The 18,838-nt window shown below is 55.1% G+C and carries 18 protein-coding genes; 7 read left to right on the top strand and 11 right to left on the bottom strand.

The window, feature by feature from the left end:
* Positions 1–42: 42 nt before the first annotated feature.
* Both parE and H7A81_RS09335 read left to right on the top strand, forming a co-directional pair.
* A complete protein-coding gene (parE, locus tag H7A81_RS09330) occupies positions 43–1,938 on the top strand; it encodes a DNA topoisomerase IV subunit B (protein WP_034828388.1) in 1,896 nt (631 codons plus the stop codon).
* Positions 1,939–2,005: 67 nt separating this feature from the next.
* Positions 2,006–2,905: a LysR substrate-binding domain-containing protein gene (locus tag H7A81_RS09335; RefSeq protein WP_182057320.1), complete on the top strand. Its 900-nt coding sequence runs from the start codon at positions 2,006–2,008 to the stop codon at positions 2,903–2,905.
* A 32-nt stretch (positions 2,906–2,937) separates the two neighbouring features.
* Here H7A81_RS09335 and H7A81_RS09340 read toward each other — a convergent pair whose 3' ends face one another.
* Positions 2,938–3,246 (bottom strand): putative quinol monooxygenase, encoded by a 309-nt coding sequence (locus H7A81_RS09340; protein ID WP_058961933.1) that lies wholly within the window; start codon positions 3,244–3,246, stop codon positions 2,938–2,940.
* Positions 3,247–3,277: 31 nt separating this feature from the next.
* The gene (locus tag H7A81_RS09345; RefSeq protein ID WP_034828398.1) at positions 3,278–3,859 is read right to left on the bottom strand and encodes an NAD(P)H-dependent oxidoreductase; all 582 of its coding nucleotides are present in this window, start codon (positions 3,857–3,859) and stop codon (positions 3,278–3,280) included.
* A 163-nt stretch (positions 3,860–4,022) separates the two neighbouring features.
* Between H7A81_RS09345 and H7A81_RS09350 the strand changes: the two genes are divergently transcribed.
* Positions 4,023–4,787, top strand: a complete 765-nt coding sequence (locus H7A81_RS09350; RefSeq protein ID WP_045831819.1) for a transporter substrate-binding domain-containing protein — start codon at positions 4,023–4,025, stop codon at positions 4,785–4,787.
* A gap of 85 nt (positions 4,788–4,872) precedes the next feature.
* Here H7A81_RS09350 and H7A81_RS09355 read toward each other — a convergent pair whose 3' ends face one another.
* From H7A81_RS09355 to H7A81_RS09380, 6 genes are all read right to left on the bottom strand, one after another.
* On the bottom strand, positions 4,873–5,736 hold the full coding sequence (locus tag H7A81_RS09355) for a ketose-bisphosphate aldolase (RefSeq protein ID WP_034828403.1): 864 nt from the start codon (positions 5,734–5,736) through the stop codon (positions 4,873–4,875).
* 264 nt (positions 5,737–6,000) lie between these two features.
* Positions 6,001–6,852 carry a class II fructose-bisphosphate aldolase gene (locus H7A81_RS09360; RefSeq protein ID WP_160868638.1) on the bottom strand — a complete coding sequence of 284 codons (852 nt, stop codon included), beginning with the start codon at positions 6,850–6,852 and terminating at the stop codon, positions 6,001–6,003.
* Positions 6,853–6,861: 9 nt separating this feature from the next.
* Entirely contained in the window at positions 6,862–7,953 is a 1,092-nt protein-coding gene (locus H7A81_RS09365) for a PTS fructose transporter subunit IIC (protein ID WP_034828408.1), read from the bottom strand.
* 11 nt (positions 7,954–7,964) lie between these two features.
* The gene (locus tag H7A81_RS09370; RefSeq protein ID WP_034828411.1) at positions 7,965–8,279 is read right to left on the bottom strand and encodes a PTS fructose transporter subunit IIB; all 315 of its coding nucleotides are present in this window, start codon (positions 8,277–8,279) and stop codon (positions 7,965–7,967) included.
* Between the two features lie 24 nt (positions 8,280–8,303).
* Entirely contained in the window at positions 8,304–8,774 is a 471-nt protein-coding gene (locus H7A81_RS09375) for a PTS sugar transporter subunit IIA (protein WP_034828413.1), read from the bottom strand.
* Positions 8,775–8,792: 18 nt separating this feature from the next.
* Positions 8,793–10,355: a transcription antiterminator gene (locus tag H7A81_RS09380; protein ID WP_182057321.1), complete on the bottom strand. Its 1,563-nt coding sequence runs from the start codon at positions 10,353–10,355 to the stop codon at positions 8,793–8,795.
* Positions 10,356–10,766: 411 nt separating this feature from the next.
* Here H7A81_RS09380 and parC point away from each other — a divergent pair, with 411 nt between their 5' ends.
* The 3 genes from parC (at position 10,767) to ftsP (ending at position 15,353) form a co-directional block, all read left to right on the top strand.
* Positions 10,767–13,040 carry a DNA topoisomerase IV subunit A gene (gene parC / locus H7A81_RS09385; protein ID WP_166933459.1) on the top strand — a complete coding sequence of 758 codons (2,274 nt, stop codon included), beginning with the start codon at positions 10,767–10,769 and terminating at the stop codon, positions 13,038–13,040.
* A 38-nt stretch (positions 13,041–13,078) separates the two neighbouring features.
* Complete coding sequence (locus H7A81_RS09390) at positions 13,079–13,816, top strand: 1-acylglycerol-3-phosphate O-acyltransferase (RefSeq protein ID WP_182057322.1); 738 nt, start codon at positions 13,079–13,081, stop codon at positions 13,814–13,816.
* A gap of 109 nt (positions 13,817–13,925) precedes the next feature.
* Positions 13,926–15,353, top strand: coding sequence for a cell division protein FtsP (gene ftsP / locus H7A81_RS09395; RefSeq protein WP_058961926.1), 1,428 nt, complete (start codon positions 13,926–13,928; stop codon positions 15,351–15,353).
* Positions 15,354–15,509: 156 nt separating this feature from the next.
* Here ftsP and dkgA read toward each other — a convergent pair whose 3' ends face one another.
* The gene (gene dkgA, locus H7A81_RS09400) at positions 15,510–16,337 is read right to left on the bottom strand and encodes a 2,5-didehydrogluconate reductase DkgA (protein WP_182057323.1); all 828 of its coding nucleotides are present in this window, start codon (positions 16,335–16,337) and stop codon (positions 15,510–15,512) included.
* A 205-nt stretch (positions 16,338–16,542) separates the two neighbouring features.
* On the opposite strand from dkgA, the gene H7A81_RS09405 reads away from it, so the two are divergent.
* The gene (locus tag H7A81_RS09405; protein ID WP_182057324.1) at positions 16,543–17,451 is read left to right on the top strand and encodes an AraC family transcriptional regulator; all 909 of its coding nucleotides are present in this window, start codon (positions 16,543–16,545) and stop codon (positions 17,449–17,451) included.
* A 152-nt stretch (positions 17,452–17,603) separates the two neighbouring features.
* Here the strand turns inward: H7A81_RS09405 and H7A81_RS09410 are convergent, their stop codons facing one another.
* Together H7A81_RS09410 and H7A81_RS09415 are read right to left on the bottom strand one after the other, a co-directional pair.
* The gene (locus tag H7A81_RS09410; protein ID WP_182057325.1) at positions 17,604–18,266 is read right to left on the bottom strand and encodes a DedA family protein; all 663 of its coding nucleotides are present in this window, start codon (positions 18,264–18,266) and stop codon (positions 17,604–17,606) included.
* A gap of 105 nt (positions 18,267–18,371) precedes the next feature.
* A partial coding sequence (locus H7A81_RS09415) for a PLP-dependent transferase (protein ID WP_182057326.1) occupies positions 18,372–18,838 on the bottom strand: 467 nt, incomplete at its 5' end.

An 18,838-nucleotide genomic window follows, 5' to 3' on the forward strand; every position in this document is an offset into this window, starting at 1 on the left:
GCGAGATGGACCCCTATTCCTATTGCTAATCAGACAGTTACGATGAGCCAATCAAGTTATAATGCCGATGCCATTGAGGTCTTAACCGGCCTTGAACCGGTGCGTCGTCGTCCGGGGATGTACACCGATACCACGCGCCCAAACCATCTGGGCCAGGAAGTGATCGATAACAGTGTCGATGAGGCGCTGGCGGGTCACGCCAAACGCGTGGAAGTGATCCTGCATGCGGATCAGTCACTGGAAGTGATCGATGACGGTCGCGGCATGCCGGTAGATATCCATCCGGAAGAGGGTGTGCCAGCGGTTGAGCTGATTCTTTGCCGTCTGCATGCGGGCGGCAAATTCTCCAACAAAAACTACCAGTTCTCCGGCGGCTTGCACGGCGTGGGGATTTCGGTGGTCAACGCCCTGTCAAAACGTGTTGAAGTCACCGTGCGCCGTAACGGCGAGGTCTACGATATTGCCTTCGAAAATGGCGATAAAGTGCAGGATCTGACGGTAACCGGCACGGTCGGCAAACGTAACACTGGCACGCGCGTGCATTTCTGGCCGGATGAGAGTTTCTTCGACAGTCCACGCTTCTCGGTGTCGCGCCTGACGCATGTGTTGAAAGCCAAAGCGGTGCTGTGTCCGGGCGTGGAGATCGTGTTTAAAGACAAGGTCAATGATACCGAGCAGACATGGCTCTATCATGGCGGCCTCTCTGATTACTTATCAGAAGCAGTCAACGGCCTCCCCACCTTGCCGGAAAAACCCTTTGTCGGCAGCTTCGCCGGTGATGTGGAAGCGGTGGATTGGGCGTTACTATGGCTGCCAGAAGGCGGCGAACTGCTGACCGAAAGCTACGTCAACCTGATTCCCACTATGCAAGGCGGGACGCACGTCAACGGTCTGCGTCAGGGCTTGCTGGATGCGATGCGTGAGTTCTGCGAGTTCCGCAATATCCTGCCACGCGGCGTAAAACTGTCTGCGGAAGATATTTGGGATCGCTGCGCCTACGTGCTGTCGGTCAAAATGCAGGATCCACAGTTCGCCGGTCAAACCAAAGAGCGTCTCTCTTCGCGTCAGTGCGCGGCATTTGTCTCGGCTATCGTGAAAGATGCTTTCAGCTTGTGGTTGAACCAGAACGTGCAAGCCGCCGAAATGCTGGCCGAACTGGCGATCTCCAGTGCTCAGCGTCGTATGCGCGCGGCCAAGAAAGTGGTGCGTAAAAAGCTCACCAGCGGACCCGCACTGCCGGGCAAACTGGCAGACTGTAGTGCACAGGATCTGAATCGCACCGAACTCTTCCTGGTGGAAGGGGACTCCGCAGGTGGATCGGCCAAGCAGGCGCGCGATCGTGATTATCAGGCGATCATGCCGCTTAAAGGTAAGATCCTGAACACCTGGGAAGTCTCATCGGACGAAGTGCTGGCCTCGCAGGAAGTGCACGACATCTCGGTGGCGATCGGTATCGATCCCGACAGTGAAGATCTGAGCCAGCTGCGTTACGGCAAGATCTGTATCCTTGCGGATGCGGACTCCGATGGCTTACATATCGCCACCTTGTTGTGTGCGCTGTTTGTGAAGCACTTCCGCTCGCTGGTACAACACGGCCATGTTTATGTCGCCATGCCACCGCTGTATCGCATCGATCTCGGCAAAGAAGTCTTTTACGCGTTGGATGAAGACGAGAAAGAGGGCGTGCTGGAACAGTTGAAGCGCAAGAAAGGCAAACCGAACGTACAGCGCTTCAAAGGTCTGGGTGAGATGAACCCGCTGCAGCTGCGTGAGACCACGCTCGACCCGAACACGCGCCGTCTGGTACAGCTGACGGTCAGCGATGATGATGTCGAGCAGACGCTGCGCGTGATGGACATGCTGCTGGCGAAGAAACGTTCTGAAGATCGCCGTAACTGGCTACAGGAAAAAGGCGACCTCGCCGACCTGGAAGCTTGATGACCTGGGACGCTGCGGCGTCCCTTGTTATTTGGGCAAGCCAAACATTTTTACCGGGGAAAGGAACGTGAAAATCACACTGGAAGAGCTGCGCGCCTGGGTGGCGGTAGTGGATACCGGCTCAATCACAGCGGCGGCCGAGCAGCTCGATCAAACCAGTTCTGGTATCAGCCGGGCGTTGAGTCGGCTGGAAAGCAAATTACAAACCACGCTAATGCACCGCACCACACGGCGTCTCGCGCTCACCGAGGAAGGCTTGATCTTCCTCGATCATGCGCGCCAGATCCTTTCGTCGGTAGAACTGGCAGAAGAGCAGATCGCCCAGCGCCGAGACATTCCTTCAGGCAGATTGCGCATCAATGCCAACGCCCCCTTTATGCTGCACGTGATCGTGCCGCTGGTGGCGGAGTTTCGGCAGCGTTATCCGCTGATCCAGCTGGAGTTGAACACCGACGACATCATGATCGATTTGCTGGAACAGCAAACCGATATCGCGATCCGCGTCGGCGAGTTACGTGACTCCACATTGCGCGCCCGCGTGTTGGGCAGCAGCGCTACGCGTTTGGTGGCGAGCCCGGCTTATTTGCAACAGCATGGCGAGCCTGCCACGGTAGAGGCGTTAGCAGCTCATCAGCTGCTCGGCTTCAGTCAGTTGGATGCACACAATGTCTGGCCCGTATGGCAGCGTGAAGGTGAGTTTTTGCAAATTAAACCCACGCTGTCGGCTTCCAGCGGAGAAACCCTACGTCAGCTGGCGCTGGCAGGCCAGGGTATTGCACGTTTGTCTGATTTTGTCAGCCGTAAGGATCGTGAGCGGGGTGATTTAGTGCAGGTGCTGGAGCAGGAAACGCGCGAATGGCGTCTGCCGATTCATGCTGTGTATTACCGCAACCAGTCACTCACCTCGCGCATTACCTGTTTTCTCGATTTTCTGCGCGAGAAGATTGAACAAGATCGCCTGCTATAAAAAAGCCCCTGCACAGGCAGAGGCTTAGACTATTAACGAACCGGCTCTAATACCAGGATCTTCACATCCACCACATCGTCTTTAATCGTGGCGCGATGCGCATCCATATGCGGCATTTGCTGATGCTGCTCAAGATGGCGCAGCGATTCCCACTGCTCCAGCATGAAAATGGAATCTGGGGAATTTTGCTTCCACGGCACCTGCGCCTGATGGTCAACCAGCGCGTCATACTGATGGCAACCCTCTTCTTCCAGCACGGTGGGGATCAGTTTATTGATGGCATCCAGCACCACATGACGGCGGCCTGGCTTGACGCAAATTTCTGCAACGACGGTTAACATAGCGCTTCCTCTTTTCCCGGTGTGCTTACAGTTAAGCAAAGATCTGGCTGAGATGAGTCCGATAACGTTCGATATCGCGTGGCACGTCCGGCATCTTGATCACATCGTTACAGATAAAGGTCGGTAAACCTTCCATGCCAAGGAACTGGTTGGCTTTGTGGAAGTGCAGATAGAGACCATCCACGCCCACGCCTTCGAAGAACTGCTCAGGATCATTAAACGCTTCCAGCGGTGCGTTCCACGTCAGCGACAGCATGTATTTTTTGCCCTGAATCAGACCGCCTGAACCGTACTTTTTGCCCGCATCGCTGCGCGTACGACCATCACTGGCATACAGTGAACCGTGGCCTTCGGTGAACACGTCATCAATGTATTTTTTCACCGTCCACGGCTCGCCCATCCACCAGCCAGGCATCTGATAAATCACCACATCGCTGTCGAGATATTTCTGCACTTCTTCTGCCACGTTGTAATCGCTGTCTGCAAGGGTAACAACTACGTTATGGCCCAGATCGCGCAGCTGGCTGGCTGCCACGTCAGTGAGGGTGTGATTCAGTTCGCCTTTCGAGTGGGCAAAAGTTTTACCGCCGTCGATGATTAAAATATTGCTCATGGATGATTCGCTCCGTTTCCCGTTGATGGCGCACACTGTACGCGCGCAGGCGAAGCAAAAAAATGTGTGATTGATCACAAGACTTTTGCTAATAAAGCAACAATGCGCAGGGCTATGCAACAATCCGCGCGCAAACCAACATCAACATAAAAAAGAAGAAACCATGAAAACCGCGATACTGAGTGCATTACTTCTGGTGAGTGGCGCTGCGTCGGCGCAATCCCACCTCGACGAGATTCGTAGCAGTAAAACCCTGAAAGTCTGTACCACGGGAGACTACAAACCTTACAGCTATCTGCGCAGTGATGGGCAGTATGAAGGGCTGGATATCAGCATGGCGCAGTCATTGGCGGCGAGTCTGGGCGCCAAAGTGCAGTGGGTGCCGACCACCTGGAAAACCATGAGTGACGATTTCGTGGCGAAGCAGTGTGATATCGCGCTGGGTGGCGTGTCCGTTACCTTAAAACGCCAGCAGATAGCCTGGTTTGCCGAGCCGCTGGGTGTGGATGGCAAAATCCCACTGGTGCGCTGTGATGATAAAGACAAATACCAAACCGTTGCGCAGATCAACAAGCCGAGCGTGCGGGTGATTGAACCGGCTGGCGGCACCAATGAAGCCTTTGTGCACAGCCACTTACCGCAGTCGACGCTGCAACTGGCCGATAACGTCGGTATTTTCCAGCAGCTGGTGGATAAGAAAGCCGATGTGATGATCACGGATGCGTCCGAAGCGCTGTTCCAGATGAAGCATTACCCCACGCTGTGTGCCATCAATCCGGATAAGCCGATGCAATACGGTGAGAAAGCCTACATGATTCCGCGTGATGATATGAGCTGGAAACTGTATGTCGATCAGTGGCTACATCTCAGCACCGCCACCGGCGAATATGCGCAGATCGCCTCGCAGTGGCTGGGTGTGATTAAGTAAACTCAGGCCTGATGCATCGCGCCGCTACTGGAGCGGCGCGATTATTGCGTGGCTTAAAAGGGGCAACGTGGCCCCATTCGGGTACTCAGCGATACAAACTCGCTTTACCCAATCCACCAAACAGATTCATCTTGTAGCGGATCACTGCTTTGGCGGCGGTAATCGCTTCCGGATAAATCACATTGGGATCCCACCAGGTTTCACGTGCCAGAATCTCGCGCAGTTTGGCGAAGTAGGCGTACTTCATATCGCTGGAAATATTGATTTTGCCCACGCCGAGGGTCACCGCCTCAGCAATCTCCGCATCCGGGTTAGCAGACCCCCCGTGCAGCACCAGCGGAATATCGGTGCGTTGAGCAATATCCTTCAGAATATGCATCTGCAGTTCCGGCTTCATATCTTTTGGATAGATACCGTGCGCGGTGCCAATTGCCACTGCCAGAGTATCGACGCCGGTGCGCTGGATAAAATCTTCTGCCTGCGCCGGTTCGGTATAGATCACCTTGCTAACGCCACCTTCCACGGTGGTGCCGGTATCGCCAATGGTGCCGAGTTCACCTTCCACCGACACGCCCACCGAATGCGCCAGCTTCACCACCTCTTTGGTCAGCGCCACGTTCTCTTCGTACGGCAGCAGTGATCCATCGATCATCACCGACGTAAATCCACATTGGATGGCGCGCAGCACCTGCGCAATCGATGCACCGTGGTCGAGGTGAATGGTGAAGGGCACTTTGCTCTTCAGCGTGCGTTCCCGCACATAGCCAAAGAATTCATCGGTCACAAACTCCAGCTCACTCGGGTGAATCGAGATGATCGCCGGGGTGTTAGTGGCTTCGGCTTCCTCCACCACGGCACGGATAAAGCAGCTGTCTGCTACGTTAAATGCGCCGATGGCGTAGCGGTGTTCACGAGTCGGTGCCAACATCTCTTTCATTGAAATCAACATGTTAATATTTCCTCAACGTGAGTTTTACCAGAGCCGACGCGTGCGCCGACCCGATGATGGATAAAAAGGGAAATGCTTCTGCATCCTGTTGCTGCACGACTTATCGCGCGGTATCTTGCCGCTGCTTTAAATCACGATGACCGAAGCGGCTTTTCAGGTGCGTATTCATGCGTCAAATCACGTGCGTTCGTTTCAGCACTACGCTTAAATGCGTACCCTACGGGCCCCCGTAGGGGTGCCATTTAGGGTGAGCGCGCTCGAGCACTACGCTTTGCCAGCCGATCCCGACCAGCTCAGATACTCAATCACCACTTCACGGCAGGCGGATTCCATCAGCCCAAGCAGATCGGCCAGTTCCGCGTGCGGATGCTGTTTCAGCGCCTGCTCAACCGCGTTTTTACCGGCATCAAACACGGCGGCACCGACGTTAATCTTCGCCACACCATGCTGACTAACGCGGCGAATATCCTCGGCGGGTGTGCCCGAACCGCCATGCAGTGCCAATGGGCGTGTTGAGACCGCATGCAGCTCCTGCAAGCGCTGGAAATCAATCTTCGGCTTCACGCCCGCTGGATACAGCCCGTGCGCAGTGCCCACCGAAATCGCCAGCAAATCGATATCGGTTTGCTCAATAAACGGCAGCACGTCAGCAACTTGCGTCATCTTCACGGAGGCATCGGCTAACTCGTAGGTCGGCGCATCGGCGATATGCCCCAGCTCGCCTTCGACGCAAACGCCAGCGGTGTGCGCCATCTTCACTACCGCTGCGGTCTGGCGAATATTTTCGGCCAGCGGATCGGCAGAGGCATCGATCATCAGGCCGGTAAAGCCGGCGCGGAATGCCTGACCAATCAGCGGAAAGGCTTTGCCGTGGTCCAGCGCCAGCGCAACCGGCACGGTGGCGTCTTTCGCCAGCGCCTGCACCAGCGGCACCGCCACGGCAGGTGGGAAGTGCGTGCTGTGACCCTGATAGACATTCAATATCAGCGGTGCGCGCTGTTGCTCGGCGGCCTGAATGGCAGCACGCGCGGTTTCAAGGTTGAAGCAGTTAATCGCCAGCACGGCATACTGCTGCTTAGCGGCGGCCTGAATCAGGTCATTCATCATGGCAAACATGGTGGCTCCTTATTCCAGTGTGAATTTGATCTCTTCGTCGCGGACGCCAGGGGCTTCCACGTCATCGAACTCTTCATCTGCCTGCGTCACTGGCTTCTTCATCAGCGACAGCATCACGCCACACACCACGGTGCCGATGCCCAGCGCCAGACAGAACATCAGCGGTTTGGTGAACAGCGGCACCACAAACATGCCGCCGTGCGGCACCGGTGCTTCCACGCCCCACACCATAATCAGCCCACCGGCGATGGCAGAGGCCACCACGCAGCTGCCGACCACACGCAGCAGGTCACGCGCCGCAATCGGAATCACCCCTTCGGTGATCATGCAGATACCCATCGGGAAGGCGGCTTTCAGCGCCTCTTTCTCCGCTTTGGTGTACTTATGGCGCGTCAGCAGATACGACAGCGTGATGCCAAACGGCGGAATCATTGAGCCGACAAACTTCACTGCTTCCGGGCCATAAATCCCGTCGACCAGCATGCCGTCGGCGAACAGCGACATGGTTTTGTTGATGGGGCCGCCGAAGTCAAAAGTCGCCATCGCACCCAGCACCGCACCCAGCACAAACTTCGATCCGCCCTGCATCGATTCCAGCAGATGAATCAGCGCCTTCTGCAGCCAGACAATCGGCTGGCCAATAAAGGTCATCATCAACAGACCGGCGATGATGGTGCTCAACACCGGCAGCACCATAATCGGCATCAACCCCTGCATTGACTGCGGCAGCTTAATGGTGCGGCGCAACAGCAATACCGTGTAACCCACCAGGAAGCCGCCGAGCATACCGCCGATAAAACCGGTGCCGATCTGCCCGCAGATAAAACCGACGATCAAACCGGGCGCAAAGCCGGGACGATCGGCGATGGAGTAGGCGATGGCCGCGCTGATCAGCGGCACGATCAAGCCCATGCCCCAACCGCCGATCTGATTCAACATCCAGGCGATAGTGCCGGTTTGCTTGCCGACATCCGGCCCGCCAATCACCTGGCCGAGCGCGATACAGATCCCGGCGGCGACGATCAGCGGGATCATCCAGGATATCCCGGTGAGCAGATGGCCTTTGATCTCTTGTCCGTACTGACGTTTGTTGTCGTTCATGATGGATCTCCTCAGGCACGCGCCAGTGAATCCGCCACTTTTTCGAGGAATTTCACCGGTGACTTGATCACCACTTCGGTTTTCACTCGTACGATGGGTTTGCCCTGAAAGCGTTCTTCACCGTTGATCTTCACATCAATGGCGAGGATCACCACGTCAGCGGCAGCGATGTCTTCACGCGTCAACGCGGTTTCAGTGCCGATGGTGCCCTGGGTTTCAACGTGGATGGTGTGGCCCAGTGCATGAGCGCCTTTGATCAGTTTTTCACGCGCAATATAGGTATGCGCGATGCCTGCCGTGCAGGCCGCTACACAGACGATATTCATGTGTCACCTCAAAAAGTTAGGGGATTAACAGAGGTCGGTTTCGGCGTACTGGCTAAACAGCCGGATGATATTGCTGGGGTCGTTTTCCACCAGCAGTTGGGCTATCACCTCATCATCGGCCAGCGCGCTGGCCACCTGCGACAACAGGCGAATATGGGTGGTGTTCTGATCTTCCAGTCGCACCGCGAACAGGATGATGCAGCGCACCTGGCTGCCATCGAGCGTTTCCCAGGGGATATCCTGTTGGGTACGACCAATGGCTAATGTGGTGTGTTGGACGGCGGAAGACTTGCCGTGCGGAATGGCAACGTGGTTTTCGAACCCGGTTGAGCCCTCAGCTTCACGCAGCCAGACATCTTCAATAAAGGCTGCACGATCGGTGATGGCGCCGTCCTGATACAGCAGATCGGTCAGTTCGTTGATCACTTCTTCTTTGGTGGTGGCGGTGAGCGCCAGGTTAACGCGGCGTGGCGTCAGAATGCGGGAAATGTCCATGGGTTTTACCTCATTCAATTAATGTTCAGCCAACGCGCAGTGCGCGCCGTCCGGCAGCTGGCTGCCAATCATGGCGTCAGTGACCCGCCGGATATCGTCATCGTTAAAAAATGCACTCACATACACTGCTGGGATTGGCCCGGCGTTGAGATGGATAGTGGTGATCACTAAATCCACTGTCTGGTTCTGACAAAACGCGGCGTGATTGCTGGCAGAGACCACACCCGCAATTTCCCAGTCAGGGAACGCCCGCAGGATGCGGCTCTTCAGCAGATGCGACGTCCCCACGCCGCTGGAACACACCACCAGAATGCGTTTATGGGCAATTTGCCGCTCCAGCGCGGCCTGGAAATGCACGCAGAGATAACCGATTTCGTCGTCAGCCACTGGCGAAAGCCCGTAAGTGCGAGCGGTTAATTGCATCGCCTGGTTCGTTAACGAAAATATGCCTTTCATTTCCTGCTGAATATCCTCCAGCAGCGGATTGCGAATATGAATATGATATTTGAGTCGATTTAATAGTGGCTTTATATGCACCAGTAAGCCGTCAAATAATAATCGGTCCTGCGCTAAATCTTGTTGAATAAAGGCTGCGAAACGATCAATTAATTCACAGGTTATTTTTACGGACTCTGCGGTGCAGAATTGATTATGCATCGGCGCATTATCGCCGCGCTCTTCCACCACAATGCCGGATGACACGATATATTGATAAATAAAACCCACTTCATCGGCGGGCAGGGCACAGCACATCCGCTGTTCAATCTGCGTCACCATTTGCTGGGCAATCAGTAAAATGCGCTGATCGAGATCCTGCATTGTGGCCAGAGTTGCCAGTGCCAGCGCATTCCCCTGCGCCATCCGGTGCATCATGATCAGAATATGGGTGCAGAGATTCAGATACCAGGCATCGCCCAGCGGGTAACTGAGTTGCTGCTCCATCTGTTGCAGCAGTGTCTGCACAAAAGCCACATCCTCATCGCCAAAATAATGCACCAGTGCCTGCTGGCTGCCGGGATCGAGACGTGGCAACAGCGGCGTACCGGCAACGTTTTGCTGCATCACATCATTGATCAGGGAGACCATTGCCTGACGCAGCGCCTGTTCGTTACCTTCGATATGGGTGCCACCTGGCCCACGTTGCAGCGTCAAACCCAACGGCTGCAGCCACTCTTCAATCACCTTCAGGTCATTCACAATCGAGGCGTGGCTGATAAAATAGCGTTCCGACAGCTTACTGATAGAGGTCGCACGCGGGGCGTCACTCAGCAACTGCGAGGCAATTTTTACTCTGCGGCTGTTTTGCCCCAGCGCATCGGCACTGCTTTCATCGCCGTTGAGTTGCTGCTCCAGTTGCAGGCGCTGCTGGATATCATCAACCCGCAAACGCACGCCGCGGCCTGGGGTTTTCTCCAGCGTCAGTGACCAGCTACCAAGCCAGCTTTCCAGCCACTGCAAGTCGCGCTGAATCGTCTTTTCTGACACGCCCAACTGTAGGGCTAATTCTCTGATCGGCTGCGGTGCAGCATGTTGCAACAGCAGTTTGACTAAACGGTGTTGTCGCGAAGTCAGTATTTGCATTCGGTCACCCTTTATTTTGGCAAAGCGTTTTTAAGATTATTTCCTCGTTATCTATTTCTTCATGCCAGAAATCAGGAGCGCAATATTGATGTCTTATGGAGTATAAATTTAGGAAAGGACGGTGTAAGCAACAATACTAAATGTTGTCCATGATTACGGACAGCTTTAATACACCTGAAATAGTTAATAATTAATTGCGATCATGCTCACATATTAATGGGGATATTCATTGTGATATTGATCTCATTCCTTTTTCATTTTCCAACCGATATCACGTTATTTAATGCCATACGATTCTGCCTGCGGTCATTGGCTTCCCTGTGACTAACTCGCACGAATAAGGTACTATCCTCGCCAAATGAGCGCCGGATGCCCCGCCGTTGCGGGCCACGAAGTGAGGATGCGAGCTTAATGAGCGAATTGACGCAGGATGGTGCAGAGCGTCTTGCCCTGCACAAATTTACGGAAAACGCGTACCTGAACTACTCCATGTACGTGATCATGGACCGCGCACTGCCGTATATCGGCGATGGCCTCAAGCCGGTGCAGCGCCGAATTGTATACGCGATGTCGGAACTGGGCCTCAATGCCAGCGCCAAATTCAAAAAATCTGCCCGTACCGTCGGTGACGTATTAGGTAAATACCATCCGCATGGCGACAGCGCCTGTTATGAAGCGATGGTGTTGATGGCACAGCCGTTCTCCTATCGCTACCCGCTGGTGGATGGTCAGGGCAACTGGGGTGCGCCGGACGATCCCAAATCCTTCGCCGCGATGCGTTACACCGAGTCACGCCTCTCCAAATATGCCGAGATTTTGCTGGGTGAGTTAGGACAAGGCACGGTCGATTACATCCCGAACTTCGACGGCACCATGCAGGAGCCGAAGATGTTGCCGGCACGTCTGCCGAATATCCTGCTGAACGGCACCACCGGTATCGCCGTGGGCATGGCCACCGATATCCCACCGCACAACCTGCGTGAAGTGGCGGAAGCGGCGGTGAAGCTGATCGACAAACCCAACACCACGCTGGATGAGTTGCTGGATATTGTGCAGGGCCCGGATTATCCGACCGAAGCCGAGATCATCACGCCGCGCAGCGAGATCCGTAAAATCTACCAAAGCGGGCGCGGTTCGATCCGTCAGCGCGCGGTGTGGAAGAAAGAAGATGGCGATGTGGTGATCACTGCACTGCCGCACCAGGTTTCCGGTGCGCGCGTGCTGGAGCAGATCGCTAACCAGATGCGCAATAAAAAGCTGCCGATGGTGGAAGATCTGCGTGATGAATCCAACCACGAGAACCCAACGCGTCTGGTGATTGTGCCACGCTCGAATCGTGTGGATGTGGAGCAGGTGATGAATCATCTGTTTGCCACCACCGATCTGGAAAAGAGCTATCGCGTTAACCTGAATATGATTGGGCTGGATAGCCGTCCGGCGGTGAAAAACCTGCTGGAGATCCTGTCTGAATGGCTGGTGTACCGTCGCGATACCGTGACGCGCCGCCTGAACTATCGTTTAGAGCGCGTGCTGCGCCGCCTGCATATCCTCGAAGGTTTGCTGGTGGCGTTCCTCAACATTGATGAAGTGATTCACATCATCCGTACCGAGGACGAGCCTAAGCAAGTGCTGATGTCGCGCTTTGAACTCAGCGATACGCAAGCCGAATCCATTCTGGAACTGAAACTGCGCCATCTCGCCAAACTGGAAGAGATGAAGATTCGTGGTGAGCAGGCGGAGCTGGAGAAAGAGCGCGATCAATTGCAGGCGATTCTGGCGTCCGAACGCAAGATGAGCAACCTGCTGAAGAAAGAATTGCTGGCAGATAGCCAGACCTACGGTGACGATCGCCGTTCGCCGCTGCATGAGCGTGAAGAAGCTAAAGCGCTCAGCGAAACCGAGCTGGTGAGTGCCGAGCCGGTGACGATTGTGCTGTCGCAGATGGGCTGGGTGCGCAGCGCCAAAGGCCACGATATCGATCCAACCGGTCTGAGTTACAAAGCCGGTGACAGTTACCTCGCCGCCGCACGCGGTAAGAGCAATCAGCCAGTGGCCTTTATCGACTCCACCGGCCGTAGTTATACGCTGGATCCGACCTCGTTGCCGTCGGCGCGCGGGCAGGGCGAGCCGCTAACCGGCAAACTGACGCCACCGCCAGGTGCCGCGTTTGAACAGGTGCTGATGGAAGCGGACGACCAAAAACTGTTGATGGCCTCCGATGCGGGTTACGGCTTTATCTGTACCTTTGCCGATTTGATTTCGCGCAACCGCGCCGGTAAAGCGCTGCTAACGTTGCCAGACAATGCCAAAGTGATGACGCCAATGGCGGTGCATTCGGGCGATGATATGCTGCTGGCGATTACCCAGGCCGGACGTATGTTGATGTTCCCGGTGGGCGATCTGCCACAGATGTCGAAAGGCAAAGGTAATAAAATCATCTCTATTCCATCAGCGGATGCCGCTGCGGGCGTGGATAAGCTGCAGTGGTTGCTGATTCTGCCGCCGGGCAGTTCGATTACCCTGTATGTCGGCAAACGTAAGCTGATTATGCGCGATGAAGATCTGCAAAAAGTGCGTGCCGATCGCGGTCGTCGTGGCAGCGTGTCGCGTGGCCTGCAGCGCATTGATAGCGTGGAAGTGAACGCGCCAGCGCGCCCGAAAAGTGACGCCAGTAGCGAAGAATAAGACTGACCAGGCAATGGATTGCCCAACTTGAGGAAGCTATGTTACTAATTTTACGCACGATTATTGTTATCGTTTATTCGATTTTGGTGTGCATCTTCGGCAGTATCTGGTGTTTGTTCTCACCGCGTAATCCTCGCCATGTGGCGACGTTCGGCCACATGTTTGGTCGCCTGTCGACGGTGTTTGGCGTCAAAGTCGAGCTGCGCAAACCCGCCGACGCGGAGAGCTATGGCAATGCGATTTACATTGCCAACCATCAGAACAATTACGACATGATCACGGCGGCGAAGATCGTGCAGCCGACCACGGTCACCGTCGGCAAAAAGAGCCTGCTGTGGATCCCATTCTTTGGTCAACTCTACTGGCTGACCGGTAATTTGCTGATTGACCGTGATAACCGCGCAAAAGCGCATGGCACCATCGGTGAACTGGTCGAGCAGTTTAATAAAAAGAAGATTTCATTCTGGATGTTCCCGGAAGGTACCCGCAGCCGTGGCCGTGGTTTACTGCCGTTTAAAACCGGTGCGTTTCATGCTGCAGTGGCAGCAGGTGTGCCGATCATCCCTGTGGTGGTGTCGAATACTCACGGCAAAGTGAAACTTAATCGCAGGAACAACGGCCTGGTGATTGTTGAAATGCTGCCGCCAGTGGATACCAAACAGTTTGAAACCACCTCGGTGCGCAAATTAGCCACCCACTGCCGCGAATTAATGTCTGCTAAGCTGGAAGAATTGAACGCCGAAGTCGCCGAACGCGAAAAAAACGGTAAACTCTAGCCATCCACGGGGTAGAAACGCTGCCCCGTGCTCATCACAGCAAAAACTCACTAACAAGAACAACATGGACACGGCGTCTTCACGCCCCGCTCAAAAGGTCTGAAGTTTTATGTCTTGCAGCAGACGTCAGTTTATTCAGCTTTCCGCCGGTGTTGCGCTGGCGACCAGTAGCATGCCTTATGCCGCCTACGCTGCGGCTCCGATGGGCGATGTGCCGCTTCCTGTTCCGCCACTGCTTGAGTCTCGCCGTGGCCAACCGCTCTTTCTGACGCTGCAACGCAGCCATTGGTCATTTAGCGGTAATAACAATAAAGTGCCGGTCTGGGGTATTAATGGCCTGTACCTCGGTCCCACGGTGCGCGTCTACAGCGGCGATGACGTGAAGTTGATTTACAGCAACCGTCTCAATGAACCGGTGGCGATGACGGTAAGTGGATTGCAGGTGCCGGGTGCCTTAATGGGCGGTGCACCGCGCATGATGTCAGCCGGCGTTGACTGGGCGCCGGTATTGCCGGTACGTCAGGGCGCATCGACCTTGTGGTATCACGCCAATACGCCAAATCGTATGGCGCCACACGTCTACAACGGTCTGGCGGGCATGTGGCTGATTGAAGATGACGTCAGCAAAGCGCTGCCGCTGCCCAAACACTATGGCGTTGATGACTTCCCGCTGATTATCCAGGACAAGCGTCTCGATAACTTTGCCACGCCGGTTTATAACCCACCATCAGACGGCGGTTTCCTCGGAGATACGTTGCTGGTTAACGGCGTGCAGAATCCGTATGTCGAGGTGTCGCGTGGTTGGGTGCGTCTGCGCCTGTTGAATGCTTCGAACGCGCGTCGCTTTGATTTGAGCTTCTCGGATAATCGTCCGTTTACCGTGATTGCCAGCGATCAAGGCTTCCTGCCTGCGCCCGTTGCGGTGCAAACGCTGTCGCTGGCACCCGGTGAACGCCGTGAAGTGCTGGTGGATATGTCGCAGGGCGATGAAGTCTCGATTACGGCAGGGACTGCGGCGGGCCTGATGGATCGCCTGCGTGGTCTGTTTGAACCTTCCTCCATCCTCGCCAACACGCTGGTTCTGAGTCTGCGCCCCACCGGCTTACTGCCGCTGGTTACCGACAATCTGCCGATGCGTTTATTAGCGGATCAGATTCTGGATGGCGTGGCGGTGCGCACGCGCGAATTCCGCATTGGCGACAGTGTGCCGGGCATCAATGGCGCACTGTGGGACATGAGCCGCATCGACACCACGGTGCAGCAGGGCACCTTTGAACGGTGGATTATCCATGCCGATCGCCCGCAATCGCTGCATATTCAGGGCGTGATGTTCCTGATCAAAAGCGTCAATGGCGCACAGCCGATGGGCGAAGATCGCGGCTGGAAAGATACGGTATGGGTGGATGGTGATGTGGAGTTGCTGGTGAGCTTCCCGCAGAGTTCGTCGGATCACTTCCCGTTTGTCTACTACAGCCAGACGCTGGAATTAGCCGACCGCGGCACGGCGGGGCAGTTGCAGGTCAATCCGGTGCCATAAGAAAAAAGGTGCGCAGCGATGCGCACCTTACAACAGATCGTCAAATCGACAGGGTCACGATTCATAGCAACCCGCGCATGACCGCATGGCTGTTGTGAAGCCAATACAGGCGAGCACGCATTGACCGTATCCGCCTGGCGGTTAAACGGTGCCGACTTAGCCGTTAAAGCTCTCCGGATCCGGCCCCAAACGATTTCCTTTATCCAGCTTAGTGATCTCGCTGATCTCGGGTTTTTCCAGTCTGAAGTCGAACACCTGGAAGTTTTCACGAATACGTTCCGGCGTCACCGATTTTGGAATCACCACTAATCCGCTATCCAAATGCCAGCGAATCACAATCTGCGCTGGCGTCTTACCGTATTTCTTCGCCAGTTCGCGGATGATCTCCTGATCGAATACTCCTTTACCGCCTTGCGCCAGCGGGCTCCAGGATTCGGTTTGGATCTGATGCAGTGCGTTCCAGGCATGCAGGGTGCGCTGTTGCAGCATCGGGTGCAGCTCAATCTGGTTCACCACCGGCGAGACGCCTGTTTCATCGATCAGGCGTTTGAGATGGGCTTCATGGAAGTTACAGACGCCAATGCTTTTGGTTAAGCCCTGCTGTTGCAGCTCAATCATCTTTTTCCAGGCTTCAACGTAGTGATCTTTTTCCGGGCACGGCCAGTGCATCAGATAGAGATCGACGCTCTCCAGTTGCAGTTTCTTCAGGCTGGTCTCAATCGCCTGCTGACCGTTCAGCTGGTCGTCATTCCACAGTTTGGTGGTAATGAAAATGTCTTCGCTTGCGACATCTGTGTCCTGCAGTGCCTGACCGACGGCTTCCTCATTTTTGTAGATGGCGGCGGTATCAATCGAGCGATAGCCTACTTTTAGGGCCTCGACAATCGCCGCCCGGGCATCCTCGATACTCGCTTGCCAGACACCGAGTCCGAGTTGCGGCATCATATTGCCGTCGTGCAGTTTGATAATGGGTTGCTCTGCCATAGTTGCTCCTTATCTGTCGCAGTGACTTACCGTAAAAGCGCTGTGGTTAAGTCTAGTCAACAAACTCAACCGCAGGATCATTGTGGCAATCACCTCGCCCTTTTACCCTGGTCATTTCTGCCAGAATCTTGCCTGATTCTGCTGAAGGGTGGAGCTTTGAGCAGCATTGCGGCACACTGATTTTTTTGCTGCCTGAGAGTGATCCATGCCGAACGATGCCCTTTGCCGCCAGCTGGCGCAGCGCGTAACCGCGCTAATGAATGATGCACGTAAGCCGCTGTGCGCTGTGGAAAACGTCAAGCTCATCTACGCCTGCGAAACGCTTCCGCGCACGCCGATGATGTATCAACCCGGCATTGTGATTCTTTTTCAGGGACGTAAAACCGGTTATCTCGGCAGCACGGTGTTTCATTACGACGCCACGAAGTATTTGATGCTGACCGTACCGCTGCCGGTGGAGTGCGAAACCGAAGCCACTCCGGAAGAGCCGTTGGCCGGCATGTGCCTGAGCGTGGATATCGCCAGCTTGCAGGATCTGTTGATGGATATTGGCGAAGACGAACAATTTCAGCCGCAGTTGCAAACTTCCGGTATCCATTCGGCGTTTATGAGTGAAGAGATGCTGTGCGCTGCCGAGCGTTTGCTGGATGCGATGAGCCATCCGCGTGATGCGCGCGTGCTGGGCCCACAGCTGGTGCGGGAAATTATCTATTACGTGCTCACCGGCCCGATTGGCGGTGCGCTACTGTCGCTGGTGAATCGCCAGACCCAGTTCAGCCAGATTGCGCGCGCCTTGCGACGCATCGAAAGCCATTTCGCCGAAAGCCTCAGCGTCGATATGCTGGCAGCCGAAGTGAACATGAGCGTTTCGGCGTTTCATCACAACTTTAAAGCCGTCACCCAAACCTCGCCGCTGCAATATCTGAAGCGCTATCGTCTGCATCAGGCACGATTAATGATGTTGCAGGATGGGATGAAAGCCAGTGCGGCAGCGGTACGTGTAGGCTATGAAAGCCCTTCGCAATTCTCGCGGGAGTTTAAGCGCTATTTCGGCGTGACGCCGGGAGAGGAAGCCAGCCGCGTGCGCCAAACGTTGCCGTTTGACGCCGCCTGAAAAAATGCAGACAAATGTGCATTTAACGAAATGGCCCTGAGCGAATGGTTGCTGTCAGACGCCATCTGAATGGCCAAATGTCCATGAATGCGCGCGCGACGAAACTGCACTGAACCATTGAAGGGTTACCATTTATGGCAACCCGTATCGGATTAGCACGTTTTCTGGCGGCGTTTTTTCCAGATCACCACGATGCTGCCGGTCAGACCGACAAACAGCAACACCATCGGCAGCACCATCAGCACCGCCATCACCTGATCTTCGTGACGCTTGATAAACGGCACCTGACTAATGCCATAGCCCATGGCGACCACAATCCCGACCCACAGCGCGCCGCTCAGCCAGTTAAACAGCTGGAAGCGCCCATTCTGTAAACCCGAAATGCCCGCCATGGTCGGCAGCAAGGTACGAACAAACGCCAGGAAACGCCCGACCAGCAGCGCCATCAAACCGTGGCGGTTAAACAGATTCCAGGCGCGCTGATGATATTGCGCCGGCAAATGCATCAACCAGCTTTTGACCATCCGCGTATTGCCCAGCCATCGCCCCTGTAAATAACTCAACCAGCAACCCAGGCTGGCGGCAGTGGTCAGAATCACCATGGTGGGCACGAAATCCATCACGCCTTTGGCAATCATGGCGCCTGCGAGCAGCAACAGGCTGTCACCCGGCAGAAAAGAGGCAGGCAACAAACCGTTTTCCAGAAACAGCGTTAAAAACATCACGCCGTAGACAATCCACACGACATCCGGATTGGCCAGCGCGGCAAAATCCTGATGCCAGAGCGCGTGAACAATCTCATGTAAAACACCCATCTGCTATCCCATCGAGTCACAAGGATTCTATTTTAACCATCTGTGGCATCGCAGACGTTGATCTCACCGATGCGGCACGAAATGGTTTAGGTTTTGTTTAAATATTTACTGTTTTAAGCGCGCAAAGCCCGCTTTCAGGTCGTTCAGCAGGTCATCAACGTGTTCAAGACCAATATGCAAACGCACCAGCGTACCGTCGAAATCGACGCCGCCTGCCGGACGAATCTCCGCCAGCTCTTCCGGTTGGTTGGCCAGAATCAGGGATTCATAGCCACCCCAGGAATAAGCCATGCTGAAATGGTGGAAGTGATCGAGGTAATTCGCCAGCTGCTCACGGCTCAATTTTTCATGCAGGATGAAGGAAAAGAGTCCGCTGCTGCCGTTGAAATCGCGCTGCCAGAATTCATGACCTTTACTCTGCGCCAGCGCCGGATGGTTGACGCGCGCCACTTCCGGTTGAGCGGCCAGCCATTCGGCAACCTGCAAACCGCTCTCTTCATGCTGGCGCAAACGCGTACCGAGCGTGCGCAAGCCGCGACTGGCCATGTATGCCGTATCGGCATCCACCATCT

It is taken from the genome of Pantoea sp. ME81 (genome assembly GCF_903970985.1).
In the GTDB taxonomy this organism is placed as follows: Bacteria; Pseudomonadota; Gammaproteobacteria; order Enterobacterales; family Enterobacteriaceae; genus Pantoea; species Pantoea communis.

What these genes read in the sequence shown, in the direction of transcription:
- H7A81_RS09355 (WP_034828403.1), bottom strand. Translation starts at nt 5,736, where the DNA reads ATGTTGATTTCAATGAAAGAGATGTTGGCACCGACTCGTGAACACCGC.
- H7A81_RS09380 (WP_182057321.1), bottom strand. Translation starts at nt 10,355, where the DNA reads ATGCAAATACTGACTTCGCGACAACACCGTTTAGTCAAACTGCTGTTG.
- H7A81_RS09340 (WP_058961933.1), bottom strand. Translation starts at nt 3,246, where the DNA reads ATGTTAACCGTCGTTGCAGAAATTTGCGTCAAGCCAGGCCGCCGTCAT.
- parC (WP_166933459.1), top strand. Translation starts at nt 10,767, where the DNA reads ATGAGCGAATTGACGCAGGATGGTGCAGAGCGTCTTGCCCTGCACAAA.
- dkgA (WP_182057323.1), bottom strand. Translation starts at nt 16,337, where the DNA reads ATGGCAGAGCAACCCATTATCAAACTGCACGACGGCAATATGATGCCG.
- H7A81_RS09360 (WP_160868638.1), bottom strand. Translation starts at nt 6,852, where the DNA reads ATGTTTGCCATGATGAATGACCTGATTCAGGCCGCCGCTAAGCAGCAG.
- parE (WP_034828388.1), top strand. Translation starts at nt 43, where the DNA reads ATGAGCCAATCAAGTTATAATGCCGATGCCATTGAGGTCTTAACCGGC.
- H7A81_RS09390 (WP_182057322.1), top strand. Translation starts at nt 13,079, where the DNA reads ATGTTACTAATTTTACGCACGATTATTGTTATCGTTTATTCGATTTTG.
- H7A81_RS09405 (WP_182057324.1), top strand. Translation starts at nt 16,543, where the DNA reads ATGCCGAACGATGCCCTTTGCCGCCAGCTGGCGCAGCGCGTAACCGCG.
- H7A81_RS09365 (WP_034828408.1), bottom strand. Translation starts at nt 7,953, where the DNA reads ATGAACGACAACAAACGTCAGTACGGACAAGAGATCAAAGGCCATCTG.
- H7A81_RS09345 (WP_034828398.1), bottom strand. Translation starts at nt 3,859, where the DNA reads ATGAGCAATATTTTAATCATCGACGGCGGTAAAACTTTTGCCCACTCG.
- ftsP (WP_058961926.1), top strand. Translation starts at nt 13,926, where the DNA reads ATGTCTTGCAGCAGACGTCAGTTTATTCAGCTTTCCGCCGGTGTTGCG.
- H7A81_RS09350 (WP_045831819.1), top strand. Translation starts at nt 4,023, where the DNA reads ATGAAAACCGCGATACTGAGTGCATTACTTCTGGTGAGTGGCGCTGCG.
- H7A81_RS09370 (WP_034828411.1), bottom strand. Translation starts at nt 8,279, where the DNA reads ATGAATATCGTCTGTGTAGCGGCCTGCACGGCAGGCATCGCGCATACC.
- H7A81_RS09410 (WP_182057325.1), bottom strand. Translation starts at nt 18,266, where the DNA reads ATGGGTGTTTTACATGAGATTGTTCACGCGCTCTGGCATCAGGATTTT.
- H7A81_RS09375 (WP_034828413.1), bottom strand. Translation starts at nt 8,774, where the DNA reads ATGGACATTTCCCGCATTCTGACGCCACGCCGCGTTAACCTGGCGCTC.